24 protein-coding genes are annotated in these 24,886 nt (G+C 69.5%); 5 read left to right on the plus strand and 19 right to left on the minus strand.

Annotation, left to right across the window (positions count from 1 at the left end; translation table 11 throughout):
- Nucleotides 1-132: 132 nt before the first annotated feature.
- The 5 genes from FS787_RS08810 to FS787_RS08830 all read right to left on the minus strand — a co-directional run bounded on the left by FS787_RS08810 (nucleotide 133) and on the right by FS787_RS08830 (nucleotide 4,742).
- Nucleotides 133-927 (minus strand): glycosyltransferase family 2 protein, encoded by a 795-nt coding sequence (locus FS787_RS08810; RefSeq protein WP_144672077.1) that lies wholly within the window; start codon nucleotides 925-927, stop codon nucleotides 133-135.
- Nucleotides 928-2,364 carry a bifunctional PIG-L family deacetylase/class I SAM-dependent methyltransferase gene (locus FS787_RS08815; RefSeq protein ID WP_144672078.1) on the minus strand — a complete coding sequence of 479 codons (1,437 nt, stop codon included), beginning with the start codon at nucleotides 2,362-2,364 and terminating at the stop codon, nucleotides 928-930. It abuts the gene before it with no gap.
- Complete coding sequence (locus FS787_RS08820; RefSeq protein ID WP_144672079.1) at nucleotides 2,358-3,464, minus strand: acyl-CoA dehydrogenase family protein; 1,107 nt, start codon at nucleotides 3,462-3,464, stop codon at nucleotides 2,358-2,360. The genes FS787_RS08815 and FS787_RS08820 overlap by 7 nt, the downstream gene beginning before the upstream one ends.
- Before the next feature lie 159 nt (nucleotides 3,465-3,623).
- Nucleotides 3,624-4,301: an O-methyltransferase gene (locus FS787_RS08825; RefSeq protein WP_144672080.1), complete on the minus strand. Its 678-nt coding sequence runs from the start codon at nucleotides 4,299-4,301 to the stop codon at nucleotides 3,624-3,626.
- A gap of 57 nt (nucleotides 4,302-4,358) precedes the next feature.
- The gene (locus tag FS787_RS08830) at nucleotides 4,359-4,742 is read right to left on the minus strand and encodes a thiamine-binding protein (RefSeq protein WP_144672081.1); all 384 of its coding nucleotides are present in this window, start codon (nucleotides 4,740-4,742) and stop codon (nucleotides 4,359-4,361) included.
- A 109-nt stretch (nucleotides 4,743-4,851) separates the two neighbouring features.
- Here FS787_RS08830 and FS787_RS08835 point away from each other — a divergent pair, with 109 nt between their 5' ends.
- On the plus strand, nucleotides 4,852-5,484 hold the full coding sequence (locus tag FS787_RS08835; protein WP_144672082.1) for a TetR/AcrR family transcriptional regulator: 633 nt from the start codon (nucleotides 4,852-4,854) through the stop codon (nucleotides 5,482-5,484).
- Between the two features lie 5 nt (nucleotides 5,485-5,489).
- Complete coding sequence (locus tag FS787_RS08840) at nucleotides 5,490-5,906, plus strand: YkvA family protein (RefSeq protein ID WP_144672083.1); 417 nt, start codon at nucleotides 5,490-5,492, stop codon at nucleotides 5,904-5,906.
- A gap of 4 nt (nucleotides 5,907-5,910) precedes the next feature.
- Here FS787_RS08840 and FS787_RS08845 read toward each other — a convergent pair whose 3' ends face one another.
- The 5 genes from FS787_RS08845 to FS787_RS08865 are packed head-to-tail and all read right to left on the minus strand — an operon-like array spanning nucleotide 5,911 to nucleotide 8,391.
- On the minus strand, nucleotides 5,911-6,636 hold the full coding sequence (locus tag FS787_RS08845) for a GAF and ANTAR domain-containing protein (protein ID WP_144672084.1): 726 nt from the start codon (nucleotides 6,634-6,636) through the stop codon (nucleotides 5,911-5,913).
- Complete coding sequence (locus FS787_RS08850; RefSeq protein WP_144672085.1) at nucleotides 6,636-6,827, minus strand: hypothetical protein; 192 nt, start codon at nucleotides 6,825-6,827, stop codon at nucleotides 6,636-6,638. Before FS787_RS08850 ends, FS787_RS08845 begins: the two co-directional genes overlap by 1 nt.
- A gap of 60 nt (nucleotides 6,828-6,887) precedes the next feature.
- Entirely contained in the window at nucleotides 6,888-7,199 is a 312-nt protein-coding gene (locus tag FS787_RS08855) for an AzlD domain-containing protein (protein ID WP_144672086.1), read from the minus strand.
- Nucleotides 7,196-7,936, minus strand: a complete 741-nt coding sequence (locus tag FS787_RS08860) for an AzlC family ABC transporter permease (RefSeq protein WP_144672087.1) — start codon at nucleotides 7,934-7,936, stop codon at nucleotides 7,196-7,198. The genes FS787_RS08855 and FS787_RS08860 overlap by 4 nt, the downstream gene beginning before the upstream one ends.
- The gene (locus tag FS787_RS08865) at nucleotides 7,933-8,391 is read right to left on the minus strand and encodes a hypothetical protein (protein WP_144672088.1); all 459 of its coding nucleotides are present in this window, start codon (nucleotides 8,389-8,391) and stop codon (nucleotides 7,933-7,935) included. Before FS787_RS08865 ends, FS787_RS08860 begins: the two co-directional genes overlap by 4 nt.
- Before the next feature lie 109 nt (nucleotides 8,392-8,500).
- On the opposite strand from FS787_RS08865, the gene FS787_RS08870 reads away from it, so the two are divergent.
- Together FS787_RS08870 and FS787_RS08875 are read left to right on the plus strand one after the other, a co-directional pair.
- The gene (locus FS787_RS08870) at nucleotides 8,501-9,472 is read left to right on the plus strand and encodes an ABC transporter ATP-binding protein (protein ID WP_144672089.1); all 972 of its coding nucleotides are present in this window, start codon (nucleotides 8,501-8,503) and stop codon (nucleotides 9,470-9,472) included.
- Entirely contained in the window at nucleotides 9,465-11,057 is a 1,593-nt protein-coding gene (locus tag FS787_RS08875; protein WP_144672090.1) for an ABC transporter permease, read from the plus strand. The genes FS787_RS08870 and FS787_RS08875 overlap by 8 nt, the downstream gene beginning before the upstream one ends.
- Nucleotides 11,058-11,074: 17 nt before the next feature.
- Here the strand turns inward: FS787_RS08875 and FS787_RS08880 are convergent, their stop codons facing one another.
- Nucleotides 11,075-11,971: a glycerophosphodiester phosphodiesterase family protein gene (locus FS787_RS08880; protein ID WP_144672091.1), complete on the minus strand. Its 897-nt coding sequence runs from the start codon at nucleotides 11,969-11,971 to the stop codon at nucleotides 11,075-11,077.
- 50 nt (nucleotides 11,972-12,021) lie between these two features.
- Between FS787_RS08880 and FS787_RS08885 the strand changes: the two genes are divergently transcribed.
- Nucleotides 12,022-13,359 carry a DUF445 domain-containing protein gene (locus FS787_RS08885; protein ID WP_144672092.1) on the plus strand — a complete coding sequence of 446 codons (1,338 nt, stop codon included), beginning with the start codon at nucleotides 12,022-12,024 and terminating at the stop codon, nucleotides 13,357-13,359.
- Between the two features lie 27 nt (nucleotides 13,360-13,386).
- On the opposite strand, the gene FS787_RS08890 is transcribed toward FS787_RS08885, so the two are convergent.
- The 8 genes from FS787_RS08890 to FS787_RS08925 all read right to left on the minus strand — a co-directional run bounded on the left by FS787_RS08890 (nucleotide 13,387) and on the right by FS787_RS08925 (nucleotide 24,825).
- Nucleotides 13,387-14,610, minus strand: coding sequence for an MFS transporter (locus tag FS787_RS08890; RefSeq protein ID WP_144672093.1), 1,224 nt, complete (start codon nucleotides 14,608-14,610; stop codon nucleotides 13,387-13,389).
- 50 nt (nucleotides 14,611-14,660) lie between these two features.
- A complete protein-coding gene (gene narI, locus FS787_RS08895; RefSeq protein ID WP_144672094.1) occupies nucleotides 14,661-15,500 on the minus strand; it encodes a respiratory nitrate reductase subunit gamma in 840 nt (279 codons plus the stop codon).
- 2 nt (nucleotides 15,501-15,502) lie between these two features.
- Nucleotides 15,503-16,123 (minus strand): nitrate reductase molybdenum cofactor assembly chaperone, encoded by a 621-nt coding sequence (gene narJ / locus FS787_RS08900; protein ID WP_144672095.1) that lies wholly within the window; start codon nucleotides 16,121-16,123, stop codon nucleotides 15,503-15,505.
- Nucleotides 16,120-17,853 (minus strand): nitrate reductase subunit beta, encoded by a 1,734-nt coding sequence (narH, locus tag FS787_RS08905; RefSeq protein ID WP_144672096.1) that lies wholly within the window; start codon nucleotides 17,851-17,853, stop codon nucleotides 16,120-16,122. Before narH ends, narJ begins: the two co-directional genes overlap by 4 nt.
- A complete protein-coding gene (locus FS787_RS08910) occupies nucleotides 17,853-21,563 on the minus strand; it encodes a nitrate reductase subunit alpha (protein WP_186329147.1) in 3,711 nt (1,236 codons plus the stop codon). The genes narH and FS787_RS08910 overlap by 1 nt, the downstream gene beginning before the upstream one ends.
- A 97-nt stretch (nucleotides 21,564-21,660) precedes the next feature.
- On the minus strand, nucleotides 21,661-22,410 hold the full coding sequence (locus FS787_RS08915; RefSeq protein ID WP_144672097.1) for a LamB/YcsF family protein: 750 nt from the start codon (nucleotides 22,408-22,410) through the stop codon (nucleotides 21,661-21,663).
- The gene (locus FS787_RS08920) at nucleotides 22,401-23,240 is read right to left on the minus strand and encodes a hypothetical protein (protein WP_144672491.1); all 840 of its coding nucleotides are present in this window, start codon (nucleotides 23,238-23,240) and stop codon (nucleotides 22,401-22,403) included. The genes FS787_RS08915 and FS787_RS08920 overlap by 10 nt, the downstream gene beginning before the upstream one ends.
- Nucleotides 23,241-23,451: 211 nt before the next feature.
- On the minus strand, nucleotides 23,452-24,825 hold the full coding sequence (locus FS787_RS08925; protein ID WP_144672098.1) for an NAD-dependent succinate-semialdehyde dehydrogenase: 1,374 nt from the start codon (nucleotides 24,823-24,825) through the stop codon (nucleotides 23,452-23,454).
- Between the last annotated feature and the right edge of the window lie 61 nt (nucleotides 24,826-24,886).

The following is a 24,886-nucleotide window of genomic DNA, read 5'->3' on the forward strand; positions in this document are numbered from 1 at the left end:
GCCGGGGCCGCTCAGGCGCAGCACCGCAGACCGGCCCGGGTCAGGTAGCTCATGGGTTGAGAGTGCGCCCCGCGGGTGCGGGCCGTTAGGGCCAAAGGTCACGCGCGGAGCCGGACGGCACCAATCCCACCGTCAGTCGGCAGCCGGTGCCCGGTGTAATCCCAGCGTGCGGAGGTAGGCGCCGAAGCCGTGCGGAGCCCGGGCGTGGATCCGGCCCGAGGTCAGGACACGCATGCTGTCGGTGGCCGTCACCGTGAAGGCCCGGTTCCGGAGGCTTTGCACCAGCGTCCGGTCCTCGTGCGAGGCGAGCTTCGGGAAACCCCCGGCGGCCAGGTAGGCAGAGGCCCGGACCCCGAAGTTGGCCCCGTAGATGTGCGGGTGGTCCTCCTCGAAGGGGTGGCGTTCCAGCCAGCGCCGGCGCAGTTCCGCGTCCATCCCGGCGGGGTCCGGTTCCACCGAGCCCAGGACGGCGTCGGCTCCGGCCTCGGCGAATTCCAGCTGGCGGACGAGCCAGTTGTCGGGGACCTGGGAGTCAGCGTCGGTGTTGGCCAGCCACGTCCGTCCCGCCCACGGCGGCGGTGTCCACCGTTTGCCGGGCGGCCTCCGCCGGGCTGTTCCGATTCCGGCGGCCCTGATGCCGGCCGCACGGCTCGCCCCGGCGTTGCGGAGGCTGACCTCGAGGGTGTTGAAGCGGCGGTCCGCCGCAGCGTACCGGGCCGCGATGCCGGCGGAGCCGTCAGTGCAGCTGTCCAGCACCACCGTGACGCTGACAGTAATGTCGGGCCGGACCCGGTGCAGCGCGTCGGCGGCGCGCTGCACCGACAGCAGCGCCCGGCCAAGGTGTTCCTCCTCGTTGTGCGCGGGGAGGACGACGGCGATCCGGTCGAGGCTGTGTCCGCGGGGAAGCGGCAGGGCAAGGGCCGCCATCTAGCTGTCCGTGCCCGGCGCGACGACGGCTGCCGCCCGCTGATCCGGGCCTGCCTCCGGCGCCATCAGGATTTCCAGGATGAAGTCGCGTTCCCGGTACAGCCCGGCGTCGGCCCAGCGGAGCTGGCGGCGCGCGGCGGCGTGGACGGAGTCGCCGTCGAGCTCCCAGCCGGAGACGGGGTGGCGCCAGTGGCACAGAGCCAGGGTGCCGCCGGGCAGGAGGGCGGCCTGGACCCGCTCGAACAGCTCCGCCAGTTCATCGGGGGCGAGGTAGTAGCCCACCTCAGAGACCACGATCAGGTCGAACCGGCCCTTCGGCCAGTCCTGCGGGACGGTGAGGTGGCGCGTCCGGGCTGCCGGCAGGTGGTCGAGGCGCCGGGCGGCGTGGGCCAGCGCGGCGCTGCTCGCGTCGACGGCCAGGAAACTGTCGCAGCGTTGCGCGAGTTCCACGCTGAGCGTCCCGATCGAGCAGCCGATCTCCAGTCCTGCAGTGTAGTTCCGGCCGGGCAGCGCCGCGAGGGTGAGGGAACGTTTGCGGTGTTCGTACCAGCTGGTGGTGTACTGCCAGGGGTCGTCGGTGCCGGTATGGACGGCGTCGAAAACGCCCTCCGCGTCAGCAGCGGCGTACGCACCGCCGGCGGCTGTGCCTCCGGTGCCCGGGCGCTGCCACGCGAACGTCTCAAACGGCCGCTCAAAATGCTCCAGGAACGACGGCGGGAGCAGCACCTCATCGCCCGGCCGGCCGGACAGGGCGCGGACCTGCGACGTGTGGGAGTCCATCGCCGCCGCCTTGGCCTGCTGCTCGGCGGGATCCAGCGGCAGACGCAGCCAGGACTGCCAGGCCGGGTCCGCGGTGCCGGCCCAGAGCCAGTACCAGATGGGGTATTCCAGGAGTCCGTGGCCGCCTGCGCCGGCTGCTTCGGCGGCGGCGGAGCCGAGTGCGTCGTGGTCCGTGTGGCCGTCGTGCCGGTAAGGGGCCACCAGTGTGAGCTGCTCCGGCGGCAGTCCCGACGCGGCCGTCACATCGGCGATGGCCTGCTGCAGCGCGGAGATCACCTCTGGCCGGTGTGCGGCGAGCCGGCCGTCCGGCAGGGCGAGGAAGCGCCAGTCCGGATCCGGCAGCAAGTGGGTGAGCGCGCCGCCGAATTCCTCGAGCCGGACGGCGGCGAGCTGGTCCGGCGTCGTGGTGGGTGAGTCCGGGTGGGACGCCTCCCCCGCGGTGCACAGCAGCACCGTCACGCGGGCACCGAGCCGCCGGAGCCGGGCCATCAGCCCGCCGGCGCCGAGGGATTCGTCGTCCGGGTGCGCGGCGAGGACGATGAACGCCTGGCCGGCGAGTTCGCCGGCGTCGAGCGGCAGCTCCGGGAGCGCGGCCAGTCCGCTGGCCGCCCAGGCGTCCTCGCCGGTCCCGGGGTCCTGGTGCGTGAAGCTCACCAAGGGTGGTCCCCCTTGAGCGTAAGGGCACCGAGCTGGGCGTCGTCGCGCATGCCGTGGTGCTGGCGGATGTACAGGGAGAGGTCCGCCATGCGCTTTCCGTAGACCGGGTCGAACGCCAGCGGGGCGGGGCCGAGGTTCTGGCTGACGAGCGTTTGGATGCGTTCGACGGCGGTGGCAGTGTTGCCGCGGATCCGCAGGGCCTCGCTCCAGGCGCCGGCGCCCGAAAGGTCCCCGGCGTCGATCCGCGCGGCGGTCCGGGCGAGGTATGCAGTCAGTTCGGTGAGGGTGCGGTCGATCTCGCCGAGGTGGGCGAGTGCGAGCTGGTCCGGTTCGCGGCCGCCGTCGGCCGCCCTAAGCAGGGATTCCCGGTAGCCGCGGGCCACGGCGACGGCGCCGCCCAGCCAGCAGGCAGCCACGCCCATGCCGCCCCAGGCGAAGCCGGGCCGGCGGTAGTACCAGCCGGCGTCGCCCAGGGGCACGGCCGGAACGGCGTCGAAGTGCACGGTGCCGCTGGGGATTTCCCGGAGTCCCCGGCTGGTCCATTCCGGATCCGCGAACCCCACGCCGGGGGCGTGGAGGTCGACGGCGAACGCGGCCCGGCCGCCGTCGTCCAGATGGGCAGTCACGACTGCGTGGTCCAGTTGGGCCGCGAGGGAGCACCAGGGTTTGGATCCCTGCAGCAGGAAGCAGCCGTCCGCCGGTTTGGCGTCGAGCCGCAGGCCTGCCGCTTCGGCGGCGAAGACACCCCAGGCGCCGTCGAAGTGGGCACCCTCGAAGTCCGGGCAGTCCCAGCCTTCCACCGCCGCGTGGCCGGCGGCCTGGGCGAGGATCGCCGCGGCGTCCAGGTGCGGTTCGATGGCCCGGCCGGCCGCGACGTCGACGGCCGTGACGGAGGCCAGGAGCTCCCACAGGAAAGCGGTGCGGCCCTCGCCGGGCTTCGGGGCGGCGTCTCCTGCGGCCTTGGCCAGGTCCAGCAACGCCGGGACGTCGCCGACAGCCGATAGTGCGTCGTCCAGCAGGGGGCTGAGGGCGGCCAGGTCCTCCGGCGCGGAACTGATCCTCACGGCGCGGGGCCGCGGGGAAGCGGAAGTCCGGTTCATTCGGCCTGCTCTCCTTCGAAGTGCGTCTGGTGCTGCCGGTGCCCGAGCCGGCCGGGCACGGCTACTGCTCGGTAGTTCCAGCCCGTCCAGTAAATCTAAGCACACTTAGCACTTTCGGAAATGCGCTGCCAGCTGCCGGCCGGCGGCGCCTCCCGGCTGTTAGAGCACCCGCGCCAGGGCGAAGCCGTCCCACCCTTTGGAGCCCACGGTCTGGATGACGGTGGCGTCCAGCCTCGGGTCCTCGCCGAGCATGGTCAGTGCACTGATGATGCCGGGGGCGTTGGCGGTGTCCATCGAGGGATCCAGCACGGCGCCTTCCCAGACCACGTTGTCCATCACGACGGCGGTGCCGGGCCGGCCCAGGCGGATGGCCCACTCGAGGTAGTGCGGGTTGTTTTCCTTGTCCGCGTCGATGAAGACGAAATCGAAGGGCTCAGCGCCCTCCTCGACGAGGGCCTGCATCGTGTCCAGCGCCGCCCCGACCCGGATTTCCACAAGGTGGCCCAGCCCGGCGGAGTCCACGTTGGCGCGGGCCACCTCGGCGTGCTTGGGGAGATATTCGCACGTGATCAGACGGCCGTCGTCGGGCAGTCCCTGGGCCATCCAGATGGTGCTGAAGCCGGCCAGCGTGCCGATCTCCAGCACGCGCCGGGCACCGGAAAGCTGGACGAGCAGTTTCAGCAGTTTGCCGGCATTCGGGGCGACTTCGATCGGGGGCATCCCCGCCTCGAGGGCGGCGGTGACGGCGCGCGTCAGGGAGCTGTCAGGGCGGACCACGGCCCCGGAGAGGAAGTCCTCAACGGCGATCCAGCGGTCGGTGGGCTGATGCTCGAACATGCCCCCCAGTCTTCCAGCTGGGCTGTCCCGGCGGTAGGCTCCGGACCGTCCTGAATTTTAGCCCGCGGCCGGGTCCCCGGCGTCCCCGAGGGCGTGCTCCAGACGGTCCAGTTTTCCGGTGAGTTCGCCCGTATAGCCCGGCCGGATGTCCGCTTTGATAACCAGGGAAACCCGGCTGCCGTAGCGGCCCACGGCCTCGGTGGCGCGCTTCACGACGTCGAACACCTCATCCCACTCGCCCTCGATCGTGGTGAACATCGAGTCGGTGTGGTTGGGCAGACCGGACTCGCGGACGATCCGCACAGCGTCGGCGACGGCATCGTGGACCGACGCCTCGTCCGACCGGACGGCGGCGGCACCGGCGGGTGAGTCATCGGCAGGTGAATCGTCGGCGGTGCGGACGGGACGGCCTGAGGGTGCGACGGAAAAGGCAAGCAGCATGGCACCAGTCTTGCACGGATCGGGCCCCGGATCGGGGCCCGATCCGTCACATAAGGGACTACCCGGCAGTAACCTCCCGGCTGCGGCCTCGCGTTGCTAACCTAAGCAAATGAACCGGGTAGCAGACCGCAGGCCGCTCCGTGCCGATGCCGCGCGGAACGTCGACAAGATCATCACCGCCGCCCGCCAGTGCTTCCGCGAGCACGGTTCGGAAGTCCCGCTGCAGACCATCGCCGTGACCGCCGGCGTCGGCCCGGCCACACTGTTCAGGAACTTCGCCGACAAAGAGGAACTGGTCCTCGCGGCGCTGCACCGCCAGCTCGGACTGCTGGTTGATCCCGTCATCGAAGAGGCACTGGCCGGGCCCGATGCCGCCGACGGCCTCTTCCGCGTGATCGACGCCCTCATGGGCGTGGCCAGCGAGGAAGCCAACCTCCTCGGCGCCGTCGCCGGCCGGCGCGGCCTGCTCACCGGCATCACCGGTGACCTGATCGAATCCGTGGCCGTACTCCTGGGCCGCGGCCAGGGCCAGGGAACCCTGCGCAGCGACATCTCCATGACGGACATGATCCGCCTCCTGGCCATGCTGATCGGCGTCGTGGACACCATGGAGGCCGGTTCGGATGCCTGGCGCCGTCCCGTCGCCCTCGTCGAGGACGCCATCCGCACGGAGCGCCCGACGCGGCCCCTGCCGCCGCAGGCGCCGCTGCCGGGCACCGCGTTCGACTCTTACCTCGGCTGACACCCGTGTCATGGGAAACCGTGGCGGGCATCGTCGGCGGGGTGCTGCTGGTTTATGCCATTCTGTTGTTCCTCCTGTGGGGCTATGCGCGCCGGCACCCGGAAACGGTCGCGATGAAGGACGCGCTACGGTTGCTTCCGGACCTCCTGCGGCTCCTGCGGCGGCTGCTGGCTGACAAATCCCTGGGCGTCGGTGTACGGATACGGCTCGCCCTTCTCTTGGTGTACCTGCTCTCGCCGATCGATATTGTGCCGGATTTCGTGCCCGTGCTCGGCTATGCGGACGACGTCATCATTGTGGCCCTCGTGCTGCGCTCGGTGATCGCGCGGGCGGGCGAGGACGCGGTGCGCCGGCACTGGCCGGGAACGCCCGACGGGCTTCAGCTCATCCTCAGGCTCGCGGGCCTCGGGACACCGCGGTAAGGTTTCAGCCGCTGAAGGCCGCTCCGGCGGGGGCGCCGTCGAACCGCCGGAGGATCTCTTCGGCCACGATCCGGAGCTTGATGTTCCTGGTGTTGGAGACCTTGGTCAGCAGTTCAAACGCTTCCGACTGCGAGCAGCGGCTCTGGGCCATCAGGATGCCGGTGGCCAGGTTGATCACGGTCCGCGACCTCATCGCCTGCAGCAGGTCCCGGCTCATGCCCTGGGCGGTTTCGATCCGGACGGCCAGCCTGACCACCTGGGCGGCCCGGAAGGCGAGCACCTCGCAGGCGGCGACGGCGTCGTCGTCGAACGCTTCGGGCGACGGCGAAAAGAAAGTCAGGGTGGCCGCCGCGTCCTGGTCCTCAAGGAGCGGCACGGCGAGAACGCTGCGGTTCCCGCGCTGGGCGGCGGCCCGCTGGTACCGCCGCCATCTCGGATCCATCGTCACGTCCTGCACCACCACGGATTGCCTGGTCGTCCGTGCCTCCAGCCCCGGCCCTTCCGCGAGTCCGTCCTGCAAACCGTCCAGAAACCGGGCCTCGGGGTTACTGGCGGCCAGGACCGCCGCCCGGCGTGGCCAGGCCAACCGCACGGAACACACCACCTCGCGGCCGGTTTCGGCCGAGGCAAACTCACCGGCAAGAGCGGAGAGTTGGCGGAGGAAGTCCTCCAGCACATCATTTTCGAGCAACAGATCCTGCAGACGCTCCGACAGCCGGGTTCTGAACATCAATCCTCCGCGGGCTTCTCTTTGACCTCTTGGAGGTGGTGCTGCAGCTTCTCCTCGGCTTCCCGGCGCCGGCGTGACACATCGCGAAGTTCCCTGGTGGACTCGGCTCCCGGCGGAACGAACGGCTCATGCGGTTTGGGATGCTGGCCCTTGCCGGGCGCAGGAGTATCCGGATCGTCTTTGTCGCTCATATCCGAATGCTCCCACGGGGCTCCGGCGGCAAGTAGGGACTAAAGACCGTTGCTAACCGGTCAGCTCCAACCCAGCAACCGCAGTCCTGCCGCGGCACCGGCTCCGGCGAGGACGACCACCAGGAAGGGCGCCCGGAGCATCAGGGCGATGCCAGCGGCGGCGAGGGCGCCCAGCCGCGCGTCCAGCACCAGGGCCTGGCCGGAGGCCACGGTGTTCACGATTGTGAGGGACGCCAGCAGGCCGATGGTCATGGTCCCCGCGATCCGCGACATCCGGGGGTCCCGCAGCACGCTCGCCGGCACCAGATAGCCCAGCAGTTTCCAGCCGTAGGCCAGCACGCAGGAGAGCAGCAGCCACATCCAGAGGGTCACGTGGCATCCCCCTGCGGATGCGTGTGCGGGTGGTCGGCGTAGGGGTCCACGTCGGGTTCCAGCCCTTCGTCACTGCGGCCGTGACTGAACCAGCCGATGGCAGCCGCCACCACGGCAGCCACCAGGATCGGCACCCCGGCGGGCACGAACGGTACGGCAAGCACGGTGGCAAGGGCGCAGACGACGGCGATCGCCACAGGTTCGCGACCCTTGAGCCGGGGCCAGAGCAGCCCCAGGAACGCCGCGACGGCGGCGCCGTCGAGGCCCCACTGCTTGGGATCCCCCAGCGCGCTTCCGGCGAGCGCGCCCACGGCGGTGAACACGTTCCAGAGGATGAAGATCCCCAGGCCCGCGGTCCAGAAGCCGCGCTTCTGCTCGAGCGGATCCGTCTGCCCGGTGCTGGTGGCGGTGGATTCGTCGATGGTGACGTGGGCGGCGGCAAACCGCAGCAGGCCGCGCGGCTGGAGCAGGGCGTTGATCTGCATGCCGTAGATCCCGTTGCGCATGCCGAGCAACGTGGCCGCCCCCATCGCCGCGACGCCGGAACCGCCACCGGCCACCACACCGATAAACGCGAACTGCGAGCCGCCGCTGAACAGCAGCAGGCTCAGGGCCATGGTCTGCCAGAAGTCGAGTCCGGACGTGACGGAGAGGGCGCCGAAGGACACCCCGTAGAGCCCGGTGGCGATGCTGATGGAGAGCCCCACCCGTACCGCCGGGGACTGCAGGAGGTTCACGGCCGGGCCGGTTTCCGCGGGACGGGCTTTGTCAGGCTCCAGGCCCAGGCGATGAGCGGCGCCTGCAGCGGCAGCCGCAGGGAGTGGATGCGGCGCTGGCCGGGCGTCCCGTCCGGGCTGTAGGCCCGGCGCAGGGCGCCGAGGTGTCCTGCGATAAACAGTGTGAACATCACCGTGACGCAGCCGGCGGCCGCGCGGCGGGTTGCCGGAACCAGGAGCCCGACGGCGGCACCGGCCTCGAGCAGGCCGCTGACCGCCACCCACTCCTCCCGGGACAACACCGCGAGGGGGCCGTTGGACTGTTCGCCGGAGTCGTCGCGGCAGAGGAAATCCGGCACAACCGGGCCGAAGAACCCGGGGTCCTCGAAGTGCTTGCCGGCGCTGGCCAGCAGCAGGGCGCTCATCGCCACGGCGGAAAGCGTCTGGGTGTCCCGGCCGGACCAGCGAGAAAGCATGGAACAACTCAATCACAGCCGCGGACCCCTCGCTAACTGCGTCCGAAGGTGCCGGAAAGGGGACTTTCCGCACGGGCCCATCCCGGCAATCCGGCGTAGCTTGTTGACTATGAGCAGTGTGGTGGAAATGGTCGGGGTGGTGAAACGTTTCGGGTCCGTGACGGCCTTGGACGGACTGGATTTTGACGTGGCCGCCGGCGAGGTGCACGGCTTCCTGGGGCCCAACGGGTCCGGCAAGTCCACCACGCTGCGGCTCCTGCTGGGCCTCCTGCGTTCCGACGCCGGGTCCATCCGGGTGCTGGGGCTGGATCCGTGGCGCGACGTGGCGGCCCTGCACCGCAGGCTGGCCTACGTCCCCGGGGACGTGGCCCTGTGGCCGAACCTGACGGGCGGCGAGGTGATCGATCTGCTGGGCCGGCTGCAGGGAGGCCAGGACCGCGCCCGCCGCGCCCGGTTCCTGGAGCTGTTCGAGCTGGACCCCAGCAAAAAGGCCCGCACGTATTCCAAGGGGAACCGGCAAAAAGTGGCCCTGGTCGCCGCCCTGGCCACCGACGCCGAACTGTTCCTCCTGGACGAGCCGACGAGCGGGCTGGATCCGCTGATGGAGGACGCGTTCCGCGGCTGTGTCCGCGAACTGCGCGCGCAGGGGCGCACCGTGGTGCTGAGCAGCCATATCCTCAGCGAGGCCGAGGCGCTCTCCGACCGGGTCAGCATCATCCGCGCCGGGAGGGTCGTGGAGACCGGACCGCTGGAGCAGTTGCGGCACCTGACGCGCACCGCGGTCACGGCGGACGTCGCCGCGGTGCCTCCCGGGCTGGACCTCCTGCCCGGCGTGCACGACGTCGTAGTGACGGACCACCGGGTCAGCGCGCAGGTGGAGCCCGCGGGCCTGGGCCCGTTCCTGCACGCGCTGGCCTCCGCGGGACTGCACGCCCTGACCAGCCAGCCGCCGACCTTGGAGGATTTGTTCCTGCGGCACTACGGTGCCGGAAACGACGTCGACGTCGACGCCGGTGCGGCCGGCGGAACCGTCGGCGCCGGCGTCGACGGCGCAGTCCCGCGGCGGTCCGGCGATGCCTGACACCTTGGCGGGAACGGGTGTCCTGATCCGGCTGGGACTGCGGCGGGACCGCTGGTTGCTGCCTTTCTGGATTGCCGGTTTTGCCCTGGTTACCTATTCGACGGCGGTGGCCGGCGCCGAGCTCTACCCGGATACGGCGAGCCGGGTGGAGGCCGCCACCGCCCTGAACGCGACCGCCTCGATGGTTGCCCTGTTCGGGCGGATCTACGATCCCACCTCGATAGGTGCTCTGTCGCTGATCAAATACACCGCGTTTATGACCGCCATCCTGGCCGTCCTTATGGTGGTCCTCGTCATCCGGCACACCCGCGGCGACGAGGAGAGCGGCCGCTTGGAGCTGCTCGGCGGGGGCAGGCTGGGCCGTGACGCGCCGCTGGCGTCCGCACTCACCATCAGCCTCGGCGCCAACCTGGTGCTTGGGCTGCTCGCGGCTGCTGCGCTGGCCGCCGGCGGGCTGCCGGCCGCAGGATCCCTCGCGTTCGGCCTGGGCTGGGCTGCCACCGGGATGGCGTTCAGTGCCGTGGCGGGTCTGGCCGCGCAGCTGACCGCCAGCGCCCGGGCCGCGACGGGGCTCAGCATCGGGTTCATCGCCGTGACCTATGGGCTGCGCGCGGTCGGAGACCTGGCCGAGCCTGGGCCCTCCGTGCTGTCCTGGCTCTCGCCCATCGGGTGGAACCAGCAGATCCGGGCGTTCGCCGGGGACCGCTGGTGGGTGCTGGCGCTGCCGGTGGTCCTGTGCCTGGTCCTGGTCCCGGCCGCTTTTGCGCTGCGGGCGCGGCGCGACCTTGGGGCCGGCCTCCGCGCCGAGCGCCCCGGGCCGTCCGCCGGGTCGCTCTCCGGCGTCTGGGACCTGGCGGTGCGCCTGCAGTACCGTGTGCTGCTCGCCTGGGCCGTGGCGTTCGTCCTGTTCGGCGTGGTGATCGGATCCCTGGCCAGCAACGTGGGAGAACTGCTGAATTCACCGAACGCCCAGGACCTGATCAGGCTACTGGGCGGCCGGGAAGCCCTGACGGACGCCTTCCTGGCCGCCGAGATCGGCATCATGGGCGTGCTGGCCGCGGCCTACGGGGTATCCGCGGCCAACCACCTGCGCAGCGAGGAGTCCGCGGGCCACACCGAAGCCCTGCTGGGAACGGCCACCACGCGCATCCGGTGGGCCAGCAGCCACTTTGTGTTTGCCCTGGCCGGAGTCGCTGCGCTGCTCCTGCTGGCCGGGGCGTCGATCGGCGCGGGCGCAGCCTTCGCCATGGGCGAAGCCGCACTGGTGGGCCGCAGCACCGTGGCCGCCCTGGCCCAAGTGCCCGCCGCGTGGGTGGTGACCAGCGTGGCGCTGGCGGTGTTCGGCTGGGCGCCGCGGCTGGCCGGGGCGGTCTGGGGCTTCCTGCTGGCATTGGTGGCCCTGGGCGAATTCGGGGTGCTCTGGAACGCGCCCGAGTGGCTCATGGACCTCTCCCCGTTCAGGCATTCCCCGCTGCTCCCGGTGGACTCCGGTGGCCTGCCGGCGCTGGCGGCCCTCATCGTGGCCGCGGCGGCCGTCGCGGCGCTGGGCTACGCCGGCTGGCGTCGCCGCGACCTGGCGGCGTAGCCGGTGACGCTGCCCGTTTAGAGACTCCTGGAGCCGGCCGACAGTTGGGCGAGGACCTGCGCCGGCCTGTTCGTGGTGATCTCGTGGATCCCCAGGCCCTGGCACAGTGCGACGTCGTTTTCCGAGTCCACCGTCCACACCCGGAAGCGGCGGCCGGAGCCGAGCCAGCGCCGGATGGTGCGGGAATGCTCGCGGACATAGTCAATGCCCGGACCGGCCAGCCCGGTCTCGCAGTCGTCCAGGATCCGCTCAGCTTCGGTCTGCGCCGCCTTCATGACGTTCGCCAGCGCCCCGCCGGTGAATGCTCCCAGGCCGAGTTCCTCCCGGATTTCCTCGACGTTGACCTCGTCCACCAGCTGGCACACGGCGGACGCCGGGACTGACCTCAGCAGGTGCTTCACCGAGTCCGGGCTGAAGCTCATAAAGGACACCGTGATGTTGTCCAGCCGGGACGTCGCCGGATCCCAGCCTCCGGACCGGAGGACCTGCAGGACGCGGTCCTCGAGTTTGAGCTGGAAGGGGCTGGGGTGCTTGAACTCGATCGCCAGGCCGATTTCCCGGCCGGCGTTCCGCAGCAGCACCAGCAGGTCCGGGAGCGTCAGGAACTGGGCGGACTTGGCGCCGTAGTCGTCCGGGATCCTGGCGCCCTTCCAGGAGGAGAAGTCCAGCTGCCGGAGCTCGTCGAGAGTATGGTCCGCCACGGGGCCGGTGCCGTCCGAGGTGCGGTCCAGGTTGGCGTCGTGCAGCAGCACCGCGTGCTGGTCCCGGGTGAGGTGGATGTCGCACTCCACTCCGTCGGCGCCGTCGGCGATTGCCTGCAGGTAAGCGGCCCGGGTGTGCTCGGCGAACGTTTCGCTCGCCCCGCGGTGGGCGTAGACCAGGGGACGGGCTGTGGCGGACTCGTCAGTCGTCATGCTGCCACGTTAGCCGACGGCCCCCGCCAAAGCGGGGCTAGGCTGGGCACATGCAGGTGAATACTGAGCCAAGTACCCGTCCGGAAGGCCCCGGCAGTGCCGGAGAGAGCGCTTCCGGCGATCAGGCCCGCCGCCAGAGGGTGGCATCGGGCGACGCCGAGAAGGCGGCCGCGCTGCGGAAGATGAAGCTGTTGGCACTCTCGCTGCTGATCCTGATGGCCGTCATCTTTGTGGTCGCCTTCGCCTTCCAGGACCAGTACCCCTGGCTCGAATACGTCCGGGCCGCGGCTGAGGGCGGCATGGTGGGCGCCCTCGCCGACTGGTTCGCCGTGACGGCCCTGTTCAAGTACCCCATGGGCATCAAGATCCCGCACACCGCCATCATTCCGCAGCGCAAGGACCAGATCGGCGCCTCGCTGGGCGAATTCGTGGAAACCAATTTCCTCTCCGAACAGGTGGTCCACGAAAAGCTCGCCTCCGTTGACATCGCCCGCAAGGCCGGGACCTGGCTCTCCGGGCCCGGCGGCGCCGAACGCGTCGCCAAGGAGGGCGCCGCCGTCATCCGCGGCGCCTTTACGGTGCTCAACGACGACGACGTCCAGGCCGTGATCGAGGGCATGGTCCGCCGGCATCTGCTCGCCCCGCCGTGGGGTCCCCCGGTGGGCCGGGTGGCCCAGCGGATCTTCGAGGATGGGCACCACCACGCCCTGGTGGACGTGCTGGTGGACCGCACCGTGGACTGGGTGCGGGACAACCAGGAAACGGTCAACCGGCTGGTCACCGACCGTTCGCCGACGTGGGTGCCCTCGTTCGTGGACGGGCTGGTGGGCGACAAGGTCTACGTGGAGATCCTGAAGTTCACCCGGGCCGTGCAGTCGGATCCGCAGCACCAGGTCCGCCTGTCGATCGACAAGTACCTCAAGGACCTCGCGCAGGACCTGCAGCATGATCCGGTGATGATCGCCCGGGCCGAGGGCATTAAGGCCCAGGTCCTTGGCGATCCCGAGATCCGCGAGCTGGCCTCCCGCACGTGGGGCACCATCAAGGCCGCCCTGCTCTCCGCCGTCGACGACCCGCACAGCGAACTCACCGTCCGGTTCAAAGCCGCCGTGCATGATTTCGGCACCCGGCTGGTGGCCGATCCCGAACTGGCCGGCAAGGTGAACAAGTGGATCGGGGACGCCGCGGGCTACCTCGTCAGGACGTACCGCTCGGACATCGCCGGCGTGATCACCGATACCGTGGCCCGGTGGGACGCCGAGGAGACCTCGCAGAAGATCGAGCTCCAGATCGGCAAGGACCTGCAGTTCATCCGGATCAACGGCACCGTGGTGGGAGCCCTGGCCGGGCTCGCCATTTTCACGGTGGCGCATCTGGTCTTCGGCTGACGATCCGGCACTCCTTGGGAAGGACGGCTAGGCGGCCATGACCTTCGCCTTTGCCCGGCCGGGCAGGGCGAAGATCGTGAAGGCCAGCGCGGCAAGGGCCGTGACCACCAGCAGCAGCAGCCCGATCGAGTAGCTGTGCGTCGCGGGGTCATACGTCGCCCCCATGATCAGCGGCGGGAAGTAGCCGCCGAGGCCCCCGGCCGCGCTGACCACTCCGCTGATGCTGCCGACTTTCCCGGGCGGAGCGAGCACGCCCACCCAGGCGAACACCCCGCCCGTCCCGAGCCCCAGAGCCGCCGCCATGGCGACGAAGGTCAGGCCGGCAGGGACCTCGCCGTCGGGCTGCAGGTTCACCACCCAGGCCAGGACCGCGACGCCTGCCAGAGACGCGACCACCACGGGCTTCGGCCCGAATCTGTCCGCGAGCACGCCGCCGACCGGCCGCGCCAGCACGGCCGCCAGCGCGAAGCCGGCGGTGCGGGCACCGGCGCCGCTCGGATCGAAGCTGTACACGTCGCGGAGGTAGGTGGGCAGGTAAGTCGCGAAGGAAACGAAGCCGCCGAAGACGACGGCGTAGAGGAAGCACATCTTCCAGGTGATCGGGGTCTTCACGGCGTCGAGCAGTTTGGGCAGGACGGGGAGGTTGTTGCGGGTCCAGCCCGGGGCTTCCTTCATCAGGAACCAGACCAGGGCCGCCATGACCGCGAGGATCCCGGCGATCAGCAGGTGCGTGGGGAAGTATCCGATTGCCGCGACCAGCCGCGGGTTCAGGAAGGCGGCCAGCGCCGTGCCGCCCATCCCGGCGCCGAAGACGCCGGTGGCGAAGCCGCGCCGGGACGGCTCGTACCAGGCGCTGACGAAAGGGATCCCGACGGCGAAAACCGTTCCGGCGACGCCCAGCAGCAGCCCGGCACCCAGCACCAGGGCAAAGGAACTGAGGAGCCCGCCGACGGCCACGAGCAGGATGGGCAGGATGGAGGCCAGCAGCACGAAGGTGAACATGGCCCGGCCGCCGTACCGGTCCGTCAGGGCCCCGACGACGATCCGGCCCAGCGAGCCGACGAACACGGGCATGGCCACGAGCACGCCGGTGGCGGCCGGGGTGAGCTCCAGGGTCTGCGTGTAGAACGCGCCGAGGGTGGCCACCGAGTTCCAGGCCCAGAACCCGGCCACCGACGCCGACGTGGCCAGCACCAGGTTGAGTGTCCGCCCGGCCGGGGCGGTTGAAGGAACGGGCGCGGATCCGGCCACTGGTCTTCCTCTCAGTTCGACGTCAGTTCAACAGGGGCCACGGGTCCGGCTCAGCGGTTCCGGGTGTCGCGGTCGCGGGTCCCGACGGCGGACCAGCCGCGGCGGGCCGCGACGTTGGAGGTCCGCGCGGCCGCGGCGCCGGCTGCGCTGCCGGCCCTGCCCCTGTCCCGATCCCTCGAGCGGTAGACGATGTAGGGGCGGAAGAGGTAGTGGAACGGGGCGGTGAAGGCGTGGACCAGCCGGGTGAAGGGCCAGATCACGAAGAGCGCCATGCCCACCAGGGTGTGCAGGTGGAAGGAGAAGGGCGCAGCCGCCATGGCCGCGAGGTCCGGCTGGAAGATGAAGAGGGACCGGAACCAGGGGGCCACGGTTTCGCGGTAGTTGTGCCCGTGCTCGCCCTCGAAGACGCTGGCCAGGGTGGTCCACAGACCGAACACAATGGCTGCGGTGAGCACCACGTACATGGTTTTATCGTTCGTGGTGGTGGCCATAAAGACCGGTCCCGTGGTGCGGCGGCGGTAGATCAGCAGGATGATCCCGCCCAGGGTCCCCACCCCCGCGATGCCGCCCACCAGCAGGGCATTGAAGTGGTAAAAGTCCTGGCTCATGCCCGCCGCCTGGGTCCAGGCCATCGGGATGACCAGGCCGAAGAAATGGCCGGCGATCACGGCGAGCAGGCCAAAGTGGAACAGTGGTGAGGCGATCCGGAGCAGCCGGGATTCGTAGAGCTGGGAGGACCTTGTGGTCCAGCCGAACTGGTCGTACTTGTAGCGCCAGACCAGCCCGCCCACCAGCACAACCACCATGACGTAGGGCAGGACGCCCCAGAGCACAACGTCCAGTGCGGAGATTTCGGCGGCGGATCCGGGCGCGGTTTCGAATGCCAGCATGGTCAGGCCCCCTTCACGGGCAGCAGGCGGGGATCGTACGGGTCCAGGCCCACCGCTTCGGTGGGTGGTCCGTAGCCGGCCATCCGCATGACGGCCTGCTCGTCTGCCGGGGATTTGCCGGGCAGGGTGGCGCAGACGGCCTGCAGGATCCTGGCGTGTGGAAGCTCGTCCCGGAGCAACCCGAAGCGGAGCATCTCCAGGCTCGCCCGGAAGCGGGCCAGCAGGTCGCGGCCGGCGGCGAGGTCCACCACCGCGGCGTATTCGAGGACCATTGGCAGGTAGTCCGGAAGTTCCCCGTGGGTGTCCACCAGGATGTCGCTCTGCCGGTACGTCTTTTTGAAGTTGCCCAGGACCTCGCCGCGGCGCCGCGTGTCCCCGTCCGTCCAGTAGGACAAGTGCAGGGCATGGCGTTTCCCGAGGTCGAACTCGCGAACGTATTGGGCCTGGATCTGCAGGGGCGGGGTGGACTCCAGCGAATCCAGGACCTCCTGGAAGTCGGCCACGGCGCCGGGAAATTCGCCCAGCGCGGCGCGCATGAGCGGAACCCTGCCGATGAGGTCCTCGTCCGGGTAGGACAGGCACCAGGCCGCGGCGAGATAAACCACCTGCTCGCGCCGGGTCATGGCCGTTCCCCGTCCGCCGGAGTGCCGGCCCCGGGGCCGGCCCCGGGGCCGGGCCCGGGCGGCTTCTCCGGAAAAAGCGCCTTTTCCGGAAAAAGCCCGGAGGGCGCCCCCGTACCGTCCCAGTTCAGCAGGTTCACACGGCCGCGCAGGGTGGTTTCGCCGGGCGCGGAGCCGGACGTCTGACGGTCGCGGAGGGCGTTGAAGGTTTCCACCGCCACCGGGACGGGCCTGCCGCTGGCCTCACCGAACGGGGCGGAATCCTGCATGCCCGGTCCGCCCTCGAAATCCAGCGAGCAGCCCATCTCCTCCAGGTCGTGCGCCTGCTCCACGTGGGCCTTGGGGATGACGTAGCGCTCCTCGTACTTTGCGATCGCCATCAGCCGGTACATCTCGTACATGGTCTGGCTGTCCATGCCCACGGCCTCGGGGATGGAGTCGTCGGGGTCGTTGCCGAGGCTGATCCCGCGCATAAAGGAGCGCATGGCCGCGAGTTTCTTCAGCACCGCGGTGACCCGGTCGGCGTCGCCGGCGGTGAAGAGTTCCGCGAGGTATTCCACCGGGATGCGCAGCGCGTCGATGGCGCCGAAGAGGTTGCCGGCGTCCTCGCCGTCGTGTCCCTGGTCCCGCAGCAGGTCCACCACGGGTGAGAGGGGCGGCACGTACCAGACCATCGGCATGGTCCGGTATTCGGGGTGGAGCGGCAGGGCCACCTTGTAGACCTTGGCCAGGGCGTAGACCGGCGAGCGCCGGGCGGCGTCGATCCAGTCCTCGGGGATGCCCTGGGCCCGGGCTTCGGCCTGGACGGAAGGGTCGTTCGGGTCCAGCAGCACGTCCATCTGCGCGTCGTAGAGTTCCTGGGGGTCCGTGACGGACGCCGCCGTGGTAACGGCGTCGGCATCGTACAGGAACAGGCCCAGATACCGCAGCCGGCCCACGCAGGTTTCCGAGCAGACCGTCGGCAGCCCCACCTCCACCCGCGGGTAGCAGAAGGTGCACTTCTCGGCCTTGCCGGTTTTGTGGTTGAAGTAGATCTTTTTGTACGGGCAGCCGGTGACGCACTGCCGCCAGCCGCGGCACTTGTCCTGGTCCACCAGGACAATCCCGTCCTCCACCCGCTTGTAGATCGCGCCGGAGGGGCAGGAGGCCATGCAGGAGGGATTCAGGCAGTGCTCGCAGATCCGGGGCAGGTAGAACATGAAGGTCTGCTCGTAGGCGAACTTGATCTTGTCTTCGGATTCCCGCCGGACCTTTTCCACGATCGGGTCCAGGTGGCCGTTTTCGGCGGAGCCGCCCAGGTCGTCGTCCCAGTTCGCGGACCAGGTGATCTTGGTGTCCTTCCCGGTGATCAGGGACTTGGGCCGGGCCACCGGGAAATCGTCGCCCAGGGGCGCGTCCACGAGGGTCTTGTAGTCGTAGGTCCACGGCTCGTAGTAGTCCTTGAGCTCGGGCTGGACCGGGCTCGCGAAGATCCCCAGGAGTTTCTTGACCCGGCCGCCGGCCTTGAGGACCAGCTTGCCGTGCTTGTTCAGCACCCAGCCGCCCTTCCACTTGTCCTGGTCCTCGTAGCGGCGCGGATACCCCTGGCCGGGGCGGGTTTCAACGTTGTTGAACCAGACGTATTCGGTGCCCGCACGGTTGGTCCAGGCCTGCTTGCAGGTCACGGAACAGGTGTGGCAGCCGATGCATTTGTCCAGGTTCATGACCATGCCCATTTGAGCCATAACACGCATCAGTACTGCACCTCCTGGGAACGACGGCGGACGGTGGCGACCATGTCGCGCTGGTTCCCGGTGGGGCCGAGGTAGTTGAACGCGTAGGCCTGCTGGGCGTACCCGCCGATCAGGTGCGAGGGTTTGACCAGCAGCCGGGTCACGGAATTGTGGATGCCGCCGCGGCGGCCGGTGGCCTCGGACTTGGGCACGTCGATGGTGCGTTCCTGCGCGTGGTGGACGTAGACGACGCCGGCCGGCATCCGGTGGCTGACGATCGCCCGGGCCACCAGGACGCCGTTGATGTTCAGGCACTCCACCCAGTCGTTGTCCTTGACCTTGATGGCGTCCGCGTCGGCGGGGCTCATCCAGACCGTCGGCCCGCCGCGGGAGAGGGAGAGCATCAGCAGGTTGTCCTGGTATTCGGAGTGGATGGACCACTTGGAGTGCGGCGTCAGGTAGCGGACCACGACTTCCATGGCCCCGTCCCGGCCGAGTCTGGGTTCGCCGAAGAGCTTGTGCATGTCCAGCGGTGGGCGGTAGATCGGCAGGGCCTCGCCGATATCGATCATCCAGTCGTGGTCGAGGAAGAAGTGCATGCGGCCGGTCAGGGTGTGGTAGGGCTTGAGCCGTTCGATGTTGATGGTGAAGGGTGCGTAGCGCCGGCCGCCCGTTTCGGAGCCGGACCATTCCGGGGAGGTGATCACCGGGACGGGGCCGGCCTGGGTCTGGGCGAAGGTGATGAATTTTTCCTCGGACCCCTCGGACAGGTCCGCCAGTTTCTTACCCGTGCGCAGTTCCAGGTCCTTGAAGCCCTGCACGGACAGCGCACCGTTGGTGGTGCCGGAGAAGGCCAGGATGGCCTCGGCCATTTTCGCGTCCGTGTCGATCGCCGGGCGGCCGTCCGCGGCGCCGCCGAGCATCACCCCGTTGGAGCGGCTGAGCCGGTCCAACGCTCCGGCGAGTTTGTACGTGACGTTTTTGACCGTGAAGCCCAGTTTGTCGGCCAGCGGCCCGACGGCGGCCAGCTTGTCCGCGATGGCGGTGTAGTCCCGCTCCACGACGGAAAAGACGGGCATGTTCTGCCCCGGAACCGCGGGGATGGATGTGTCCCGCCAGTCCCGGACGATCCCGCCGGGCTGGGCGAGCTGACCGGGGGTGTCGTGCTGCAGCGGCACGCTGACGAGGTCCCGGCGCACGCCCAGGTGGGTCTCGGCCATCCGCGAGAACTCCTGGGCCAGCAGGTGGAACATGTCGAAGTCCGTTTTGGTCTCCCACGGCGGGTCGATCGCCGGCGTGAAGGCGTGCACAAAGGGGTGCATGTCGGTGGAGGACAGGTCGTGCTTCTCGTACCAGGTGGCGGCCGGGAAGACGACGTCGGACAGCAGCGTGGTGGAGGTCATCCGGAAGTCCGCGGAGACCAGCAGGTCCAGTTTCCCCTCGGGCGCCTGGTCGTGCCATTTCACGTCCCGGGGTTTGAGGCCCTCGGCGTGGTCCTTGCCGAGGACGTTGTTGTGGGTTCCCAGCAGGTTCCTCAGGAAGTACTCGTTGCCCTTGGCGGAGGAGCCGAACAGGTTGGAGCGCCACAGCACGAGGGTCCGGGGCCAGTTCTCCGGCGCGTCCACGTCCTCGATAGCCGGGTTGAGGGTGCGGTTCTTGAGCGCGTCCGCGATGTAGCTAGGGGTGTCCTTCGCCGTGCCGGCGGCGACGGCGGCCTCCGCCTCGTCCGCGACGTCCAGCGGGTTGCGGTCGAACTGCGGGTAGAAGGGCATCCAGCCGAGCCGGGCGGACTGGGCCAGCGCGTCGGCGGTGTGCATGCCGTCCATGGCCCCGGTGGACAGCGGGGACTTCAGCGCATCCGCGGAGTAGCCGTCCTGCCGCCATTGGTCCGTGTGCATGTACCAGTAGCCGGTACCGATCATGGTCCGGGGCGGGCGTGACCAGTCCAGGGCATTGGCCAGCGACAGCCAGCCGGTGACCGGCCGGGTCTTCTCCTGCCCCACGTAGTGCGCCCAGCCGCCGCCGTTGCGGCCCATGCAGCCGGTCAGCATCACGAGCGCCAGGACCGCCCGGTAGGTGGTGTCGCCGTGGAACCACTGGCAGATGCCGGCGCCCATGATGATCATCGACCGGCCCTTGGACTGCTCGGCGTTCCGGGCGAATTCGCGCGCCACCCGGATGCAGGCCTGCGCGGGGACGGAGGTGATCTCCTCCTGCCAGGCCGGGGTGTAGGGCGTCGCGGCGTCGTCATAGCCGGCGGCCCACTCCCCCGGGAGCCCGGCACGGCCCACGCCGTACTGGGCCAGCATGAGGTCGAACACGGTGGTGACCAGCTGGCCCTCCACTTCCAGGACCGGTACTCCACGCCGGAGTACGCTGCCGGTGCCGTCCGCTTCCTCGAAGCAGGGCAGCAGGACCTCGGCGCTCGCCGCGGACGCTTCGCGCAGCGACAGCGCCGGTTCGATCCCCTCAAGGTCCAGGTTCCATTTGCCTTCGCCGCTGCCGGAGTAGCGGAACCCCATGGAGCCGTTGGGGACTGCCGGGCGTCCGGCCTTCTTGTCGAACAACACGGTGCGGAACGCCGCGTCCTCGGCCCCGGCCTCGGCCGGGAGGTCCCGGGCGGTGAGGAACTTGGACGGGCTGAGGGAGCCGTCGCCGCGCCGTTCGAGCCGGACCAGGAACGGCAGGTCCGTGTACTGGCGGACGTAGTCGGCAAAGAACGGGACCTCCCGCTCGACGAAGAATTCCTTGAGCATGACGTGGCCCATCGCCATGGCCAGGGCTGCGTCGGTTCCGGCCTGGGCGGGGAGCCATTCGTCGGCGAACTTCGTGTTGTCCGCATAGTCCGGGCTGACCGTGACCACCTTGGTGCCGCGGTACCGCACCTCCGCCATCCAGTGGGCGTCCGGGGTGCGGGTCACGGGGACGTTGGATCCCCACATCATGAGGTAGCCCGCGTCCCACCAGTCTCCGGATTCCGGGACGTCGGTCTGGTCTCCGAAGACCTGGGGGCTGGCCACTGGCAGGTCCGCATACCAGTCGTAGAAGGACGTCATCACCCCGCCGATCAGCTGGATGAAGCGGGTTCCGACCGCGTGCGAGACCATCGACATCGCGGGGATCGGCGAGAAGCCGGCGCAGCGGTCCGGCCCGTAGTTCTTGATGGTGTTCACGTGGGCGGCAGCCGCGATTTCGACCGCTTCCTGCCAGGACACCCGGACCAGGCCGCCCTTTCCGCGGGCCAGCTGGTAGCGGCGGCGACGCTCCGGGTCCCCCACGATGTCGGCAAAGGCCAGCACCGGGTCGCCCAGCCGGGCCTTCGCCTCGCGGTACATTTCGACGAGGACACCCCGGGCGTAGGGGAACCGGACGCGGGTGGGCGAGTAGGTGTACCAGGAGAAGGCCGCGCCGCGCGGGCAGCCCCGCGGCTCGTATTCCGGGCTGTCCGGGCCCACGGAGGGGTAGTCGGTCTGCTGGGATTCCCAGGTGATGATGCCGTCCTTGACGTACACCTTCCATGAGCACGAGCCGGTGCAGTTCACCCCGTGGGTGGAACGTACCACCTTGTCGTGGCTCCACCGGTCCCGGTAGAAGATGTCGCCCTTGCGGCCGCCTTCCCGGAACACCGCCCTGCCGTCGTCGGTCTGGTCCCATTTCGTGAAAAATCGGCCCAGCTTCAGCATTGCGTCCGAGGCGGGTCCGTCTAACCCCGCGGAGCCTTCGGCAGTCATGCCTTCAAGCTAGGTTGCCGTTTCAGGCCCGGATAGGGCCTTGCGGCACTGGCCCGAATCCGCCGGGCAGAGTGTTGGCGCCGGCCTCACCCAGGGTTCAGGCGAAGCTTTCCAGCTCCACTCCGGCGCCGACCAGGGCGGCACGGATCGCCGTGGCCGTCTCGATGGAGCCGGGGCTGTCGCCGTGGAGGCACAGAGAATCGGGGTTGATCCGGAGCACGGTGCCGTCGACGGCTTCCACTTCGCCCTTGGTGGCGAGCCGGACGGCCCGCTCGGCGATCCGGCCGGCGTCCTGCAGCAGGGCACCGTCCTGCCCGCGGGGTACGAGGGTGCCGTCCGGCAGGTAGGCGCGGTCAGCGAATGCCTCGGAGAAGACCGGGTGTCCGGCGTCCTTGGCGATCCCCAGGAGGGCCGACCCCGCGAAGCCCAGAACGGGCAGCCCCGGATCGTAGGCCTGGATGGCGGCGACCACGGCGGAGGCCTGCTCGGCGTCGCGCACTGTGCGCTCGTAGAGCGCCCCGTGCAGTTTCACGTAGTCAACGGAGGCGCCGACTGCGTGCGCCACCCCGTCCAGCGCGCCGAGCTGGTACAGCACGGCACCGAAAAGGTCATCGAAGGTGATGTCCATGGCCCGGAGGCCGAATCCGGCCAGATCCGGATACCCGAGGTGGGCGCCCACCCGGACGTCCAGCTCGTAGGCTTCCCGGCACGTGTCCAGCATGGTCACCGGGTCCCCGGCGTGCAGCCCGCAGGCCACGCTGGCGCTGGTGACCAGCGGGAGCATCGCGGCGTCGTCGCCCATGGTCCAGGTCCCGAAGGACTCCCCCAGATTGGCGTTCAGATCCAAAACGTGCCGCCTTCCTGGGCTGACTTGTCCTTCGTGTCCTTCTCCGGCGCAGCTGCCAGGTCCCCGGCCTGCGGCGGGCCCCCCAGCTCCCCGGGAATGACCAGCGGCATCGGCCCGAACGCCTCCTTGGCGTTCGCGACGACGGCGCGGCCCATCACGCGGTTGCCGACGCCGCCCACCACGGCGCCGATGCCGAACGGCAACGCCCGGCCCAGCCAGGCCGTTCCCTGCTGTTTCAGCAGGGTCCGGAGGAACATCGTCTGGATCCGTTCCCGCACCGTGCCGAAGCCGGCCAGCGGTACGCGGCGGGAGAAGAGGGATCCCCAGGCCTGTGTGGGGCCCCTGCCCTGCCCTGCGGCCTGCCCGCTCAGGGAGCTCAGGAGTGCGGTGCCCTCCTCGCCCAGCATGATCGCCATGACCAGGGTGCTGGCCTTCTCTGGATCCACCAGCCGCACGCCGTGGAGTTCGGCCAGGGAGGTGGAGAACAGTGCGGTGGCTTCGAGGAAGCCCACGGTGGCGGCAGCCGAGAGGCCCAGTGCCGCAGCGGTCCCGACGCCGGGGATCACGGCCGCACCGCCCACCAGCGCACCGCCGCCGGTGACGGCCAGGAGATAGTCCCGTTCCAGCATCGCGGCGAGCTGCGCGGCAGTGGCCTGCGGGTGCCTGCGCTGGAGCCTGCGGAGGTTCGCCAGCACCAGCGGGCGCTGGACTTCAACGGCCCGCAGGAGCACGTTGTGGACGCCCGGCTTGGGATTGCCCTGGGCATCGAACATCGCGTTGTGTGCTGACTTCTGGGCAATATTTATTGCCGGGTTGCGTCGCTTGGCCATCATCGCCTCTCCGTGAACCGTAAGTGTGCTGAGTTTCATCCGGTGTTAACACTAGGCCACGGGCCCTTCCCCCGGCGCCTCCGCCCGTCGAACGGCAAGGCGGCCATGACACCCACGATTCGGTCACGGCCCGCTGGAAGTTGGCGGAGGCGTTCCTGGCCGGAGCCTGGCCGGGGCGCCTCCGCTGCGCGGAAGCGCCCCGGCTCCGGATTTAGCGCGGTGTCCGGATGAGCTTCTTGTTGACGAACTCATTCATGCCGAACCGTGCCAGTTCGCGCCCGACGCCGGAGCGCTTCACGCCGCCGAACGGCAGATCCGCCTGGGTTTCGGCCACAGAGTTGATGAACACCATCCCGGTATCCAGCTGATCAGCCACATCCTTGGCCTTCTCGGCATCGGCGCTGAAGACCGCGCCGCCGAGGCCGTACGGGGAACCGTTGGCCAGCTCGATGGCTTCCTCCACGCTGGCGACCTTGTAGATGACCGCTGCCGGGCCGAAGAGCTCTTCCGAGAACGCCCGCATCCCGGGGGTCACATCCGTCAGCACCGTGGGCTCGACGTAGGCGCCGGGGCCCTCGACGTGGTGACCGCCGGTCCGCAGGGTGGCGCCCTTGTCCACGGCATCCTGGATCTGCTCGATGAGGCCGTCGGCGGCGCTCTGTGAGGAGAGCGGGCCGAACCGGGTGTCGGCCAGCAGGGGGTCGCCCGGCTTGATCGCGGACATCCGGGCGGTGAATTTCTCCACGAACGCCTCGTACAGGTCCTCGAGGATGATGAACCGCTTGGAGGCGGTGCAGGCCTGCCCGGCATTCCCCATCCGTCCGCTGACGGCAGCCTTGACGGTGGCGTCGAGGTTCTCGGAGTCCAGGACAATGAAGGGGTCGCTGCCGCCTAGTTCCAGCACGTATTTCTTCAGGTTCCGGCCGGCCACCTCGGCAACGGCCGAGCCTGCCCGCTCACTGCCGGTCAGCGAGACTCCTTGGACCCGGTCATCGGCGATGACCTCCGCCACTTGGTCGTTGCTCAGGAAGAGGTTGATGTAGGCCCCTTCGGGGAGCCCGGCGTCCTTGAAGATCTGCTCGATGGCGAGGGCCGACTGGGGGCAGCTGCCGGCGTGCTTGAGCAGGATGGTGTTGCCGAGGATCAGGTTGGGGGCGGCGAACCGCGCCACCTGGTAGTAAGGGTAGTTCCACGGCATGATCCCCAGCAGCGGCCCCACCGGCGCGGAGCGGACGATTGCCTCGCCGCCGCCCTTGACCTCAAGGATTTCGTCCTTCAGGAAGGACGGGCCCTCGTCCGCGTAGTACGCGTAGATGTCAGCCACGAGGCCCACTTCACCGCGGGACTGGGCCAGGGGCTTACCCATCTCCGTGGCAATCAGCCGGGCCAGCTCGTCCCGGCGCTCCCGGTACAGCTCGGCCACCCGGGCAATCACCTTCGCGCGGGCCTCTACCGGCGCCGATTGCCAGTCCCGGAAGGCCGCCTTCGAGTCCGCCAGCGCGTGTTCCACCTCGGCCGCGGTGGCGAGCGGAAATTCCTTCAACGTTTCTCCGGTCGCGGGGTTCACTGTCTTGTAGGCAGTCATTAATCCACCATCTCCGTTTCTGAGTAGTCCAGCCCAACCGGTCCCTGGCCGTTGCCGCGTT

The organism is Arthrobacter sp. U41 (genome assembly GCF_007679325.1).
GTDB lineage: Bacteria > Actinomycetota > Actinomycetes > Actinomycetales > Micrococcaceae > Arthrobacter.